Here is a 14453-nt window from a genome sequence, read left to right as displayed (position 1 = left end):
GTAAAATCGCTTGTTGTCAGTGTATTATAGTTGATCTTTTTTTTGTTTATTTAAAATAAGAAACAAAAATTCAATTTACTGGTAGGTTTTTTTAGTAACGAAGTTATTCCGCAATATAGTTTAACCTATTTTTTTTTTGAATCCTTTTTATTGATTGAGTTTTCAGTAAAATGATGATTTTTTTAACATTCTTTAATTATTTCAAACAAAGATTATTTTTAGAAGCAAAGCATTTATTAAAAAGAAACTGGTAGGTACCAGTATGTTTATGAATGTGATTGTGATATTTTTGAATTTCATTTTTCGCAAATAAATAATAGAAACAGAAAAAAGAATATAGTTTATTGTGAATTCTATAATGCAATTACACAAGTTACTATCTGTTGAGTTAATTATAAATAACATGCAGTAACCACATTATAAATACCAACCACTTACTTTTTATGAAAAAAATAATCTTTTTATTAATGTTTACCGCTTTAGTTTATAAAGCTGATGCACAAGAGAAACAAATACAAATTGAAACACAAAGTTCAGCTTTGATTTTAAAAGCGGGAAAAAACGGCTTATTGTATCAAACGTATTTAGGAGCAAAACTTAACGGAAATTCTGGATACAATGCACTTTCAAAAGAAAACACAAAATCATTCGTAATAAATGACGGAAATCCATTGAATAACTTGAGACATTTGGCGTATCCAACTTATGGAACTGATAATTTGTTCGAATCTGCTATTCGTGTAACTCATAACGACGGAAACCCATCTCTTGAGCTAATTTATGTAAGTCATCGTGTCGATAAATTAGATGATAATACCACAGAAACCATTATAAAGTTAAAAGATTCTGTATATCCAGTTGAAGTCACATTACATTATAAGGCTTTTTATAATGAGAATATTGTTGAACAATGGACAGAAATTGTGCATCACGAAAAGAAACCGATAATGTTGTACAATTATGCCTCTTCAATGCTTCATTTTGATGCTGATCGTTATTGGTTAACTCAATTTCATGGTGATTGGGCGAAAGAAGCTCGAATGCTGGAAACGGAATTAACAAGCGGTACAAAAGTAATCGACTCAAAATTAGGAGTTCGTACCAATATGTATCAAACACCTGTTTTTTTCTTATCTATAAATGCTAAAGCAGAAGAAAACTCGGGAGAAATTATTGCAGGAACGATTGCTTGGTCTGGAAATTTTAAACTTGCTTTTGAATTAGATAATAAAAACTCACTTCGAATAAGTTCAGGAATTAATCCATTTGCTTCAGAATATAGTCTTGAACCAGGTAAAGTATTTACAACGCCATCATTTATTTATACTTTTTCTAATAAAGGAAAAGGGCAAGCCAGTCGAAACCTGCATAAATGGGCAGGGAAATATTGCATAAAAGATGGTGAAAAACCTCGATTGACTTTATTGAATAACTGGGAAACTACCTTTTTTAATTTTGACGAAAAGAAATTAACGGACATGTTTGCTGATACCAAAACACTTGGTGTTGATATGTTTTTATTGGATGACGGCTGGTTTGGAAATAAATATCCGAGAAGTGGTGATAAATCGGGACTAGGAGATTGGCAGGCGACAAAAACGAAATTACCAAATGGTATTGGTTTTTTAATTCAAGAAGCACAGAAAACGGGAGTAAAATTTGGTATTTGGATTGAACCTGAAATGGTTAATCCAAAAAGTGAATTGTATGAAAAACATCCGGATTGGGTTTTAAAACTTCCAAATAGACCAGAAAGCTATTACCGTACCCAATTGGTATTAGACTTAAGCAATCCGCAAGTACAGGATTTTGTCTTTAAAACGGTAGATGATATTATGCAGACTAGTTCTGGAGTGGCATTTTTTAAATGGGATTGCAATCGAATGATGACCAATGCTTATTCTACTTATTTAAAAAATCAGCAGTCGCATTTGTTTATTGAATATACAAAAGGACTTTATAAAGTTTTAGACCGAATTAAAACAAAATATCCAAATCTGCCAATGATGCTTTGTGCTGGCGGCGGGGGAAGAACAGATTATGCGCTTCTTAAATATTTCACAGAATTTTGGGCAAGTGATAATACTGATCCTTTTAATAGAGTATTTATACAATGGGGGTATTCGCAGTTTTTTCCAGCCTTTTCAATTTGTAATCACGTAACATCATGGGGAAATCAGTCGATCAAATTTAAAACCGATGTAGCTATGATGGGCAAATTAGGTTTTGATATTAATGTAAAAGAACTCAAAGAAAATGAATTGAAATATTGTCAAGATGCTGTCGCTAATTATAAGCGATTAAGTCCTGTAATCTGGCATGGTGATATGTACCGTATGGTATCGCCGTATGATGAAAGTCGTGCTGTTTTAATGTATGTTGATAATACAAAAAGCAAAGCCGTTTTGTTTTCATATACCTTGCATCCGCTTTACGATCCTCAGTATAATTTAGTTCGTCTTCAAGGATTAGACCCAAACAAAAAGTATAAAGTTGAAGAGATTAATTTAATGCCAGAAGCAAAGAAAACCCTTGAAGAATCGGGAGAATCTTATACCGGAGATTATTTAATGAATGTAGGATTAAGAGTTTCTTCATCAAAAGTAGAAACGAGTGTAGTTTTAGAGATCACTCAAATATAAATGAATAAAAAAGCAGCTCAGTAATGAGCTCTTTTTTTGTTTGACGATATTTTTATGCATTATTTCATAAATAGATTTAAGTTAAACAGATTAATTTTTTTCTGGTAGGTGTTTTTTGTTTTTCATGCTTAAAACGCTGTATTTTGTTTTATGAACTTTTTTATAAGATAATTGCGGATTTGGTGATTAAAAATTTAAAGATGAAGTTTTTAAGTAAAAGAAATAAAGTTTTGAAATATGAATAAAATAAAAGTATTAATCATTTTATGTTTTGCTGCCAGTTCGTTGTTCGCGCAGCAAAAGCCTAATATCATTTACATTTTAGTAGACGATATGGGGTATGGAGACATCGGTGTATTTTTTCAAAATCAGCGAATGAAAAGCAATGATCCGTCAAAACCGTATCAAATTACTCCTTATTTAGATCAGATGGCCGCTTCTGGTGCTATGTTTACACAGCAATATTGTAATGCTCCAGTTTGTGCGCCTTCTAGAAGTTCGTTGTTGACGGGGGTTAATCAAGGAAATGCTCACATTAGAGACAATCAATTTGACAAAGCATTAGAAGACAATCATACGCTGGCAACAGTTTTAAAACAAGCCGGTTATCAAACTATGGCTATAGGAAAATGGGGATTACAAGGAGTTGAAGAAACGGGACCCAATTGGCCTTCACATCCTTTAAAACGTGGTTTCGATTCGTATTATGGTTATATGAGACACGTTGATGGGCACGAACATTATCCTGTTGAAGGTTTGTATCGCGGAAAAAGAGAGGTTTATGATGATTACAATAATGTGGCCGAAGGTTTAGCAAAATGTTATACGACCGATTTATGGACGGCAATGGCAAAAAAAGAATTATTGAACACGCTAAAAGCAAAGATGCTTCAAAACCTTTTTTTATGTATTTAGCGTATGATGCGCCTCATGCAGTATTGGAGCTGCCTACACAAGAATATCCAAGCGGAAAAGGATTAAATGGAGGTTTGCAATGGATAGGAAAATCGGGGCATATGATTAATACTGCTTCTGGTACTCCAGATTCTTATATGCATACTGATTATGCAAATGCTGTTTATGACGATGACAATAATCCAGTGACAAAAGAGGTGCCGTGGCCGGATACTTTTAAAAGATATGCAACTGCCAATCGCCGCATTGATGATGGAGTGGGAGATATACTTCAATTATTAAAAGATTTAAAAATAGACGAAAATACGCTGGTAGTTTTTACATCAGATAATGGCGCTTCTATTGAATCGTATTTGCCATCGCAATTTGTTGGATTTCAACCTACATTTTTCTCTAGTAATGGTCCTTTTGATGGTATTAAAAGAGACTGTTGGGAAGGTGGTGTTCGTATGCCGGTTTTGGCAAATTGGCCTAAACATATTAAAGCAGGAAAAGTTGTGACAATGCCATCAATGTTATCAGATTGGATGGCTACGTTTGCACAGGCAGCCGGCGTTATTCCTCCTGTAAGAACCGATGGCGTTTCGTTATTGCCTTCGTTAATTGGAAAAGGAAAACAAGAACAAAGTTTAGTTTATGTAGAATATTTCGAAAATAGTAAAACACCAGATTTTAAAAACGATAATTCGACACATAAAAACCGCAAACGCGGACAAATGCAAATGATACGAATGGGGAATTACTCAGGAGTTCGTTATGATATTAAATCAGCCGAAGATGATTTCGAAATCTACGATGTTGTAAATGATCCAAAAGAAACAACTAATTTGGCGGCTAAACCTGAATTTGAAAAAATGCAAATGCAAATGAAAGCTTCTGTTTTGCAAACACGTCACGCAAATGCCGAAGCGCCTCGCCCTTATGATGATGCTTTAATTCCTGCAACTAAAATTTCAGGAAAGCTTTTGTCAGGATTTAAGCAAGAGTTTTTTGCAGGGGATTTTCCTTGGGTAGTTTCAGAAAAAGGACTAAAACCACAATCGAGTAAATTAAGCACTTCTATAAATGACAAAGCAGAAACAGCTAAAACAGGTATGATCCGTTACAAAGGATATATAAAAGTTCCTGCCGATGGAAAATATAGTTTTTCATTTAAAACATCAGGCAAAGCTTATATGCGTTTGCACAATGCTAGTTTGTTTGATGCTGATTTTGGTTATCAATCCAATAAAGAGTTAATTCAAGACGTGAACCTAAAAGAAGGCTATCATCCTGTTTCAATTTATGTACTTAAGCAAAGTAAGAGTAATGAAACTATAACCATAAAATGGAAAGACAAAGAAGCAAGTGAATGGAAAGTCTTAGGAGATAAAGAGTTATTCTATTTAGCAAAATAACCAATACTATAATAAGTTTGTCTATTTATGTGAGCTCTCTATTAGATTTAGTATTATCTTAAAGCAAAAAAAGTTTTGCGAAGCATAAACTTTTTAGTATTGGTTGTAAAAACAATTTCTTAGTTCGTTCCAGCTGCACTTTTATCTACAAGAAACAATAACTCTCCAGAAACAGGTTTGATTAACTGCATCGGGTAAGTTGTCGGATTGTATTCGCCGGTTGTTACTTCTTTTAAAGCAGGAGCTTTTTTCTCTCCAAAAGCAATTACAATAATTTTTTCTGCTTTATTAATAATCGGAGCAGTAAGCGTAATTCTGAACATTTTTTGAGGTTCAAGATAATAGGCGTCAACCCATTTATTTTGCTCTTGCAATACAGCTTGACCAGGGAAAAGTGAAGCCGTATGACCATCATCACCCATTCCTAATAAAATAAGATCAAACTTTCCTTCATCGCCTAAAACAGTTCTAATAGATTGCTCATAAGCAACAGCATAATCTTCTGGTGTAACATTGTCTTTGTACATTTCGAAAATATTTTCGGCAGGAATAGGAACGTGGCTCAGTAATGCTGCATAAGACATTTTTGCATTGCTTAAATCATCATTAAGCGGAACCCAGCGCTCATCTCCCCAGAATACAAATACTTTACTCCAGTCTATTTTGTTTTTGTAATCGTCAGAAGCTAATAATTTGTAAACTCCTGCAGGAGAAGAACCTCCTGTAAGAACTACTGTAAATTTGTCTTTTTCAGTAATTGCTTTTTGTGCTGCAGCAATAAATAGATCTGCCGCTGCGATATTAATTTCTTCTGTATTATTATAAATCTGTATCATCTAAAACTTCTTCTTTGGTTTGTTTATTTGGGATCCATTTGTGCCCTTGGCGTGCCAATAATTCATCAGCCTCTTCAGGTCCCCAGCTTCCTGCTTTATAATTAGGGAAATTATCAGGCGCTGTAGTTTTCCATACTTGCTGAATGGTATCAATTGCATCCCAAGCTTGTTCTACCTGATCCCAACGCATAAATAGAGTAGGATCTCCTGCCAAAGCATCGGCAATTAATGTTTCATAAGCTTCAGGTGACATTGTAGAGCAGGCAAAATAATCGAATACCATTTCTGCAGGTCTTAAAGAAAGAGATAAGCCCGGTTTTTTAGTCATAAACTGCAGTTTAATGTCCATTTCTGGCTGAATATTGATGATCAATCTATTTGGTGTCATACCTTCTTTTCCATAAGAAAATGCAGAATGCGGAACGGGTTTAAACTGTATAATAATAGAAGACTGTTTTTCTTCCATTCGTTTACCTGTACGCAGATAAAACGGAATTCCTTGCCATCTCCAGTTATCCAAATAAATTTTCATGGCAACATAGGTTTCTGTATTAGAATCCGGAGCAATTCCTTTGTCTTGACGATACCCGGGAACTGGTTTTCCTTTTATAGTTCCTGCGTCATATTGACCTCTCACAATATAATGATCCACTTCATCTGGTTTGATACGTCGAATCGATTTTAAAACATCAGCTTTACGGTTTCGAATATCATCTGCTTCAAGAGAAGCCGGAGCTTCCATTGCTGTCATACATAAAATTTGAAGCAGGTGATTTTGAATCATATCTTTTAAAGCACCAACGCCTTCATAAAATCCGCCGCGTTCTTCTACGCCAACTTCTTCAGCTACGGTAATCTGAACAAAATCAATAAAATTACGGCTCCATAAAGGCTCAAACATCGAATTTCCAAATCGGAAAGCTAGAATGTTTTGAACAGTTTCTTTACCTAAATAATGGTCGATTCTATAAATCTGTTCCTCTTTGAAAGTCTGCGAAAGCATTTCATTAAGTGCAATTGCAGAAGTTTTATCGTAACCAAAAGGTTTTTCGATGATAATACGATCTTGTTTTGGATTGGCAGCAAGACCAATTTTCTTGATATTATTAGAAATAGTCGAAATGAAAGACGGCGTAATCGAAAGATAAAATAGACGATTAGCGCGTTCTCCAAAAGACTGATCAATAGTATTTATTTTCTCATTTAATCCTATATAAGATTCTTCTTTGTCGATATCAAGGCTATGATAAGTAATATGAGAAAGAAATTTTTGAGTTTCTGGGTCCGAAAGACCTTTTTTTCTCGAGAATGTATTTAGGTTTTCTAAGACATAACTGCGAAATTCTTCATCGCTTTTTTCAGCTCTTCCTAGAGCAATAATCTGAAACTTTTTTGACATACGTCCATCAAGATACAGATTTTGAAAAGCGGGAAAGAGCTTTCTCTTTGCCAGATCTCCAGTTCCACCAAAAATTACAATGATAGTTGGATTTATATTTTTGAACTTACCCATTTTGTGTGTTGTGTTGTTTAAAGTTCTTTATTCAGACCATTGTGTGTGGAAAACACCGGTTTTGTCAATGCGTTCGTAAGTATGCGCCCCGAAATAATCACGCTGCGCCTGAATTAGATTTGTTGGCAGATTTTCAGATCTGTAGGCATCAAAATAAGCCAATGAATTCATAAGTCCTGCTGCAGGTATACCTTTTTGTACAGCAAATTGAATTGCATTTCTCATTCCAGCTTGATTATCTGTTAATTTTGAAGCAATTCCAGCATCTAAAAGTAAGTTTGGTAAATCTGCTTTTGTAACATATGCTTTTCTGAAATCCTCTAAAATAGCGGCACGAATAATACAGCCGCCGCGCCATATTTTGGCAACCGTTTCTAGATTTAATCCATAATTGTACTCTTTAGAAGCAGTATGAAGTTGCGCTAGTCCTTGCGCATATGTTACAACAATTGAAAAGTACAATGCCGATTTTAACGCAGCAATCGCTTCGCTTGTGTTAACATCAGTTTGATTTGAGTTCCAAACTAATTTCGTTGCAGCTTCAATTCTTTCTGGTTTCGTTTTAGACATATCGCGCATTACAACAGCAGCGTCGATAGTTGGAACTGGAACTTGTAAATCCATCGCATTTTGCGAAGTCCATTTTCCTGTTCCTTTAGATTTTGCCCAATCTGAAATTTTATTGATTAGCGGACTTCCGTCTTCGTCTTTTTGTTTTAGAATTTTCCCCGTAATTTCAATCAAATACGATTTAAGATCATACGTTTCATTCCATTCTTCAAATGTTTTCTGAATCGTGTCTTCGTCTAAATTATAACCTCTTTTCATTAAGTCATAGATTTCAGAAATCAATTGCATGATACCGTATTCAATTCCGTTGTGAACCATTTTTACATAGTTACCAGCAGATCCGTTTCCTAAATATTCTACACAAGGTTCACCATCTACTTTTGCAGCGATAGCTTCAAAAATTGGGCGAAGTCTTTCGTATGCTTTTTGATCTCCTCCAGGCATCATTGCAGGACCAAATCTTGCTCCTTTTTCACCACCAGAAATTCCCATTCCAAAAAAGTGAATTCCTTTAGAAGATAATTCTAAAAATCTTCTGTCAGTATCCGTAAAATAAGTATTTCCGCCATCAATGATAATATCTCCTTTGTCTAAATGCGGTAATAAACTTGCGATTGCGCTGTCAACAGGTTTCCCTGCTGGAACCAATAACATAATTGCTCTTGGCTGCTTAATAAGCGATACAAAATGCTTAACATCAGTAGTCGCCTCAATAGTGTCATTTGGACCCGCTTCTTGTTGAAGAGAGTTGACTTTTTCAGTATCTAAATCTAAACCTGCAGCCGCAAAGTTATGGCTGGCAATATTTAAAAGCAGGTTACGACCCATTACGCCTAGACCTACAATTCCAAAATCAAATTTGCTCATAGTTTTCAATTAACTAAAATTATTAGAAGAATGTTTTTTTGAAAAAAATGTAAGAGAAAATATAGTAACGTTTTTTCATTCAGTTCTTTGCAGAAAAACAAAATTTGTTTGAATCTTACGTTTTAAGATTTACCGTGCTAAGTTAGAGAAAAATGGTGAAACAATATAGAATTGGCGGTTCTCTTTAAGGCTGTGTAGTGTTACTTTTTTAAGTATGAAAAACACACTTGTTTTAGGATTTTAGATTGATTTAGGTAGATTTAGTGTTGTTTTCATAATGTTTTTTGAATAGAAATAGCATGCTGTCAAGTAAAAGGTAATAATTGCAATAATGCTGAAGTTAGGAGTAAAGTTTTTATTAATGAATGAGGTTTAAAATTGATTAACTCAGATGCGCAAAATTTTCCTTAATGTTACTGTGTCAATTTTTTTTTAGTTAGTAAATAAGCTTCATTTACCTTATAAATAGATAAACTGATAGTAATGATCCGATGAATGTGTAGTTTTTATATTACTTTAAATGGTGCTTAGTTTATTGAAATACAATTTATTTTTTTTATATTTATTCTTCTGTATATTAACCCATTAAGAGATTCGTTAGTTTTTAAGTTAGCTGAATTATAGTAGTTTGTAATCAAAAAAGATAAAAACATGAAAAGAAGTACTATTTTTTTATTGATGTGGATTTTGACAATCATTTCAAGTTGTAATAAAGAATCTAAGAATAAGCCAGCTAATGAAACGGCTACAATTTATTATGGAGGTGATATTCTTACCATGGATGGAGATAAGGAAAATTATGCAGAGGCTTTAGTCGTGAAAGACGGAAAAATTTTATATGTTGGAGATAAAGATGAAGCTATTAAATCAGCAGGAGAAAATCCAAGTTTGATTGATTTAAAAGGCAGTACTATGCTTCCAGGATTTTTAGATCCGCACAGCCATTATATAAATTCGCTTTCAGTTGCTAATCAATGTCAGCTATATGCACCACCTTCAGGTGTAGGAAAAGATGTTGAAAGTATTATTACAGCACTGAGAACATTTGTTGAGAAACATAATATAAAAAAAGGAGAATTGGTAGTTGGTTACGGATATGATGATACTGTAATGCCAAATGGGAGGTTATTAAACAGAGATGATTTGGATAAAGCTTTTCCCGATAATCCTGTGCGTGTTGACCATGTATCAATGCATGGAACGGTACTAAATAGTTTAGCTTTAAAAAAATACGGCATAAATGCTGAAACTAAAACACCGCAGGGAGGAATTATTGTTCGTAAACCAGGAACAAATGAACCTTTTGGGCTAATTATGGAAACAGCATACCTGCCGATAGCGGAACAGTCAGAAAAAATGACTACTCAACAGGAAATTGATTGGTCTAAAGCTGGACAAATGTTGTATGCAGAGGCTGGAATAACAACAGCTCATGAAGGATTATCACACTTTTCACAAATTGAGACGATGAATAGGGTTGCTAACGTCGATGCTAATATTATTGACATAGTTGCTTATCCTTTTATTACTGATGTCGATAAAGTACTTGAGGCAATTCCTTTATCAGAATGGGGAAAGTATAATAAAGGATTTAAAATTGGAGGAGTGAAAATTACTATAGATGGATCACCACAGGGAAGGACAGCGTATTTTTCTACGCCTTATCTTTTAGGGGGACCCAGCGGAGAAAAAGATTGGAAAGGAGAACTTACTTTTCCGCAGGAACAAGTAAATCAAATGGTAAAAAAGGTTTATGATTTAAAAGTTCCTTTGATCCTGCATTGTAACGGTGATGCTGCAATAGACGGCTTTCTAACTGCATATGAATATGCAAGAGAGGGAGATTATTCTAAACTATGGAACGTAACATCTATACATTCGCAATTTATTCGCAAAGATCAGATACAAAAATTTGCTAAATATAAAATACGTCCCTCATTCTACACTTTACATACGTATTATTTTTATGAAGCTCACTTGAAAAATCGCGGATTTAAGCAATCACAATATATAAGCCCGATGAGAGATGCTATTGATGCAGGATTAAAGCCTACTAATCATACTGATTTTGTCGTTGCGCCCCTTGATCAAATGATGGTTTTATGGTCAGCGGTAAACAGAATCTCTAGAGGAGGAGCGACTGTTGGAGCAGATCAAAGGGTTACTCCGTATGAAGGTCTGCAGGCAATGACTATTAATGTTGCCTCACAATACGATGAGACAGACAGAAAAGGTAGTTTGAAAGCTGGTAAATTTGCCGATTTAGTAATTCTGGATAAAAATCCTTTAAAAGTAGATCACATGGAAATTAAAGATATTAAAGTGCTCGAAACTATTAAAAATGGTAAGTCAATATTTAAAAGTAAATAGATGTTATCTTGAAAATGGCATAAGTTAAAATGTAATTTAATTTTTTTTATGTGTTCACTTTAAGATAAATAAGAATGCATTAATTTATAATAAGGTAAGATTTATAGTTTAAAGTTAAGCAAATAGCTGAGGTTTAATATATAATTAAGGGTGACAAAGTTTTTTATCAATGATTAAAAAATCAACTAAAAAATAAAAAGCCTGTAAACAAAGAGTTTACAGGCTTTTTTGTTGAGTCTCTGGAATCGAACCCAGGTCTGCAAAGTATTCCTTAAATGTGTTATTCAGTGTGCATTTTATTAATTACACTATTGTATTTTGACACACATCCAAGTCGCTTTTATTATCATTTTATCTTCTACATAAGCAATTCCTGATTGTTTAATTATCTTTTCGCTTAAACGAATATTATGTATCTCAAATTTTATTTCATCAGTAAACCTTGCAGTTGAATAGAATTCAGCATCTTCAATACTGACAAGACCAAAAATTCCATCTGTAATTCCTAAAAGTTTAACTCCTGCGCCTCCGCATTGAGCCATTGATTCAATTAAAATTGTACCCGGAATATAATCAGATTGAGGAACACTTCCTTTTAACCAAGTATCCCTTTCGTCAAATGTTTTAAGACCAATAATTGTTTCTTTGGAGAATGATGTTATTTTATCTACAAATAAAAAAGGAGTTCTATGTGGAATTAAATTTTCAACTTCTTGTAACATTATTTTTTTATGCAATTTATTAATTTATTTTATGCTTTATCTTAAAATTATTGTAAAAACAAAAACGTATTAAAGTCTCTGACTTTAAAGTAATTCAGAAATACACTTAGCTTTAATCTCACCAAAGAAGAAAAAAAGTCTGTTCAAAAAGTCAGAGACTTTTGAAACGCTTATAATTTGTAAAAATCAAAAAATGCGCAAAGTCATAGACATTTGCGTAGCTTTTCAGTTGAACTCTTCGGAGAGCAGGGTAATTGTACTGTCAGTAAAAAAAACGGTAAAATATGATGCTGATATTAGATTAAATGCGAAATAAAGAGCTTGTCTCATGCTAGTCTTAATTTGTATATTTGTTTTATTAGTTTGTAAAACTTAATCCATAATGCTTAAAGTCTTTTTGTTAGATCCAAAAACAGTTTTTCAACTTTATTTTCTGGGTAATTTATTTGTTTGTATTCTTATTTTTAGCTACTCATTTACCTACGCTACTAATGACAATCGAAAAATACTAAAAAGGTTTGGGTACGGAAAATTATTGTTAACGATTGGCTGGATCTTAATCTTTTTGAGAAATTTAGTTCCAGATTTTGTTTCGATTAATATTGCTAACACTATAATTTTTGCTGCTTGTTATTGTGAGGCTACTGCACTTTTTCCTTTATTTTGGATAAAATCAGAAAAAAAATATCACTTGGAGAAAATTATAACTGTAGCGGCAGTATTCTTTTTTAATCTGATTGTGTTTTTAGGGAGTTCAATTAATGCCCGGATTTTGGTTGTCTGCTTGGGTATATTTAGTATTTATTTACTTCCTGTAATTAGTTATTTCAAAAATAGAGGAGGTAATTTTTTTAGAACATTCTTCATGCTTTGTTATGCCGTATTTGAGTTGCTGATTCTCATAAGAGCATTATATAATTATTTAAATCCGCAGCAATATTTTTTTTCCTATAGTGCTTTTGAGAGCTTATACAATATTAGTTTATTTCTACTTACCTTAATTGGAACGGTCGGATTTTTACTCTTAGTAAAGGAGAAGCAAGATCTTAAAATTTCAAAACTTTTAAAAGATAAGAATCAGTTCTTTTCGATTATAGCGCATGATTTAAGGGGGCCATTAGGAGCATCTGTGCAGCTTTCAGAAATGATAAGCAAAGATGTAGAATGGTATAGTCGTGAAGAGATTAAAGAAATTATTGAAATGATTCATGAGTCAAATTCAAACATTCATAAGCTGCTTGATAACCTTTTAGAATGGTCTCAGGTACAGACAGGTATGATTGAGTATACGCCAGAAAAGGTTGTGTTGAACGATTTGATTGCTGAGAATGTTGAACTTAATAAAAATGCAGCTGCAAACAAAAGGATTAAGCTTTTGTTTGAATCAGATGAGTCTATTGAAGTGATGCTGGATAGAAACATGATCGGTACTGCAGTTCGAAACTTATTGAATAATGCAATTAAATTTACAGAGAAACATGGCGAGATTACTTTAAAGATACAGAAAATTGGACAGAAAGTTTTAGTGTCTATTGCTGATAATGGTATAGGAATTTCACTTGATGCAAAAGAAAATTTATTTAAAATAGACACAAAGGTTATTCAAAAAGGAACAGAAAATGAGAAAGGAAACGGTATTGGATTGTTGCTCTGTAATGAGTTTATTAAGCTGCATCAAGGAGAGATCTGGGTGGAAAGCGAACTAGGAAAAGGAAGTACTTTTATGTTTACGTTACCTTTTAGGTAGAAAAAACAAACTTATCTGCATGAAATAAATGGCAGCAAAAACGGTATCTAAAAAAAACAAAAAGCTTGTAAACAAAGAGTTTACAGGCTTTTTTTATGGAGTCGCCAGCTATTACTTTTTATATCCTATTTTGCTGTTGACAAGTAAATAGTGACGACTAGATTTGTTGTAAAGTATTTCTTATATTTGTTACTACTTTGTTTTTATAGCTAATTTAAAAGTATTGTCAACTGAATGAAATACACTTTCAATTTTAAAAAGCCGGATTTTAAGTCAATATCCTGGCGATATAAATAAAAAGTTTTTTAATTAAGATAGTTTTTATGAAAATAGTAAAAATAGAATCTTCGGATTACAAAGACATTCAGAGAATATACAACTATTATGTAGAAGAAACACTCTTTACTTTTTCTGATGCGTTAATGGAAGATAGTGAAGCTATTCAATTAACAAATGAGGGAATACAATATGCAGGATGCGTCGCTTTAAGAGATGAGATAGTTATAGGTTTTGGTATTGCATATCCTTTTCGAGTAGAAAGCATTTTTAATAAGACGGTAAAATTGACATACTTTTTAAATCCTGCTTATTTAAGCAAAGGAATAGGAACTAAAATTTTAAATCATCTTTTTGTAGAATTAAAAGAAAAAGGGTTTAAAGAAATAATAGTTAATATATCTTCATTAAACAAACCAAGTATTGAATTTCATAAAAAAATGGGCTTTGTTGAGTGTGGTTTTTTTTCAAAACATTGGCACAATTAAGAATATGAAATTAGTATGGTATGGATGCAAAAGAAATATAGGAACAATGAAAAAATTATTATCACTTTTACTCTTAATGATTATAACAATTATAAATTATATGTATTTGG

The 14453-nt window shown here is 33.0% G+C and carries 11 protein-coding genes; 7 read left to right on the top strand and 4 right to left on the bottom strand.

Annotation, left to right across the window (positions count from 1 at the left end):
* Nucleotides 1-443: 443 nt before the first annotated feature.
* The 3 genes from BOW55_RS19420 (at nt 444) to BOW55_RS21585 (ending at nt 4954) form a co-directional block, all read left to right on the top strand.
* Complete coding sequence (locus BOW55_RS19420) at nt 444-2642, top strand: alpha-galactosidase (protein ID WP_129025969.1); 2199 nt, start codon at nt 444-446, stop codon at nt 2640-2642.
* Between the two features lie 237 nt (nt 2643-2879).
* Nucleotides 2880-3557, top strand: coding sequence for a sulfatase-like hydrolase/transferase (locus tag BOW55_RS21590; protein ID WP_206733628.1), 678 nt, complete (start codon nt 2880-2882; stop codon nt 3555-3557).
* Entirely contained in the window at nt 3548-4954 is a 1407-nt protein-coding gene (locus BOW55_RS21585; protein ID WP_206733627.1) for a sulfatase-like hydrolase/transferase, read from the top strand. Before BOW55_RS21590 ends, BOW55_RS21585 begins: the two co-directional genes overlap by 10 nt.
* A gap of 119 nt (nt 4955-5073) precedes the next feature.
* Here BOW55_RS21585 and pgl read toward each other — a convergent pair whose 3' ends face one another.
* From pgl to gndA, 3 genes are read right to left on the bottom strand one after another with little or no spacing between them, the layout of a single operon-like run.
* Nucleotides 5074-5790, bottom strand: coding sequence for a 6-phosphogluconolactonase (pgl, locus tag BOW55_RS19410; RefSeq protein ID WP_129025967.1), 717 nt, complete (start codon nt 5788-5790; stop codon nt 5074-5076).
* A complete protein-coding gene (gene zwf / locus BOW55_RS19405; protein ID WP_099719370.1) occupies nt 5774-7303 on the bottom strand; it encodes a glucose-6-phosphate dehydrogenase in 1530 nt (509 codons plus the stop codon). The genes pgl and zwf overlap by 17 nt, the downstream gene beginning before the upstream one ends.
* 27 nt (nt 7304-7330) lie before the next feature.
* A complete protein-coding gene (gene gndA, locus BOW55_RS19400) occupies nt 7331-8740 on the bottom strand; it encodes an NADP-dependent phosphogluconate dehydrogenase (protein WP_129025965.1) in 1410 nt (469 codons plus the stop codon).
* A gap of 651 nt (nt 8741-9391) precedes the next feature.
* Between gndA and BOW55_RS19395 the strand changes: the two genes are divergently transcribed.
* The gene (locus BOW55_RS19395) at nt 9392-11110 is read left to right on the top strand and encodes an amidohydrolase (RefSeq protein WP_206733626.1); all 1719 of its coding nucleotides are present in this window, start codon (nt 9392-9394) and stop codon (nt 11108-11110) included.
* A 308-nt stretch (nt 11111-11418) separates the two neighbouring features.
* Here BOW55_RS19395 and BOW55_RS19390 read toward each other — a convergent pair whose 3' ends face one another.
* Nucleotides 11419-11832, bottom strand: coding sequence for a 3-hydroxyacyl-ACP dehydratase FabZ family protein (locus tag BOW55_RS19390; protein ID WP_129025963.1), 414 nt, complete (start codon nt 11830-11832; stop codon nt 11419-11421).
* Nucleotides 11833-12025: 193 nt separating this feature from the next.
* Here BOW55_RS19390 and BOW55_RS21580 point away from each other — a divergent pair, with 193 nt between their 5' ends.
* The 3 genes from BOW55_RS21580 (at nt 12026) to BOW55_RS19380 (ending at nt 14343) form a co-directional block, all read left to right on the top strand.
* On the top strand, nt 12026-12148 hold the full coding sequence (locus tag BOW55_RS21580; protein ID WP_256371707.1) for a hypothetical protein: 123 nt from the start codon (nt 12026-12028) through the stop codon (nt 12146-12148).
* A 249-nt stretch (nt 12149-12397) separates the two neighbouring features.
* Nucleotides 12398-13579: a sensor histidine kinase KdpD gene (locus BOW55_RS19385; protein ID WP_164975074.1), complete on the top strand. Its 1182-nt coding sequence runs from the start codon at nt 12398-12400 to the stop codon at nt 13577-13579.
* 323 nt (nt 13580-13902) lie between these two features.
* Nucleotides 13903-14343: a GNAT family N-acetyltransferase gene (locus BOW55_RS19380; RefSeq protein WP_129025959.1), complete on the top strand. Its 441-nt coding sequence runs from the start codon at nt 13903-13905 to the stop codon at nt 14341-14343.
* Nucleotides 14344-14453 lie beyond the last annotated feature (110 nt).

Source organism: Flavobacterium sp. YO12 (genome assembly GCF_004119495.1).
GTDB lineage: Bacteria > Bacteroidota > Bacteroidia > Flavobacteriales > Flavobacteriaceae > Flavobacterium.
This window is presented reverse-complemented; position numbering and strand designations above follow the sequence as displayed.

Coding starts and splice junctions, on each gene's coding strand:
- pgl (WP_129025967.1), bottom strand. CDS start 5,790: ATGATACAGATTTATAATAATACAGAAGAAATTAATATCGCAGCGGCA.
- BOW55_RS19395 (WP_206733626.1), top strand. CDS start 9,392: ATGAAAAGAAGTACTATTTTTTTATTGATGTGGATTTTGACAATCATT.
- zwf (WP_099719370.1), bottom strand. CDS start 7,303: ATGGGTAAGTTCAAAAATATAAATCCAACTATCATTGTAATTTTTGGT.
- BOW55_RS21580 (WP_256371707.1), top strand. CDS start 12,026: ATGCGCAAAGTCATAGACATTTGCGTAGCTTTTCAGTTGAACTCTTCG.
- BOW55_RS21585 (WP_206733627.1), top strand. CDS start 3,548: ATGTATTTAGCGTATGATGCGCCTCATGCAGTATTGGAGCTGCCTACA.
- BOW55_RS21590 (WP_206733628.1), top strand. CDS start 2,880: ATGAATAAAATAAAAGTATTAATCATTTTATGTTTTGCTGCCAGTTCG.
- gndA (WP_129025965.1), bottom strand. CDS start 8,740: ATGAGCAAATTTGATTTTGGAATTGTAGGTCTAGGCGTAATGGGTCGT.
- BOW55_RS19390 (WP_129025963.1), bottom strand. CDS start 11,832: ATGTTACAAGAAGTTGAAAATTTAATTCCACATAGAACTCCTTTTTTA.
- BOW55_RS19380 (WP_129025959.1), top strand. CDS start 13,903: ATGAAAATAGTAAAAATAGAATCTTCGGATTACAAAGACATTCAGAGA.
- BOW55_RS19420 (WP_129025969.1), top strand. CDS start 444: ATGAAAAAAATAATCTTTTTATTAATGTTTACCGCTTTAGTTTATAAA.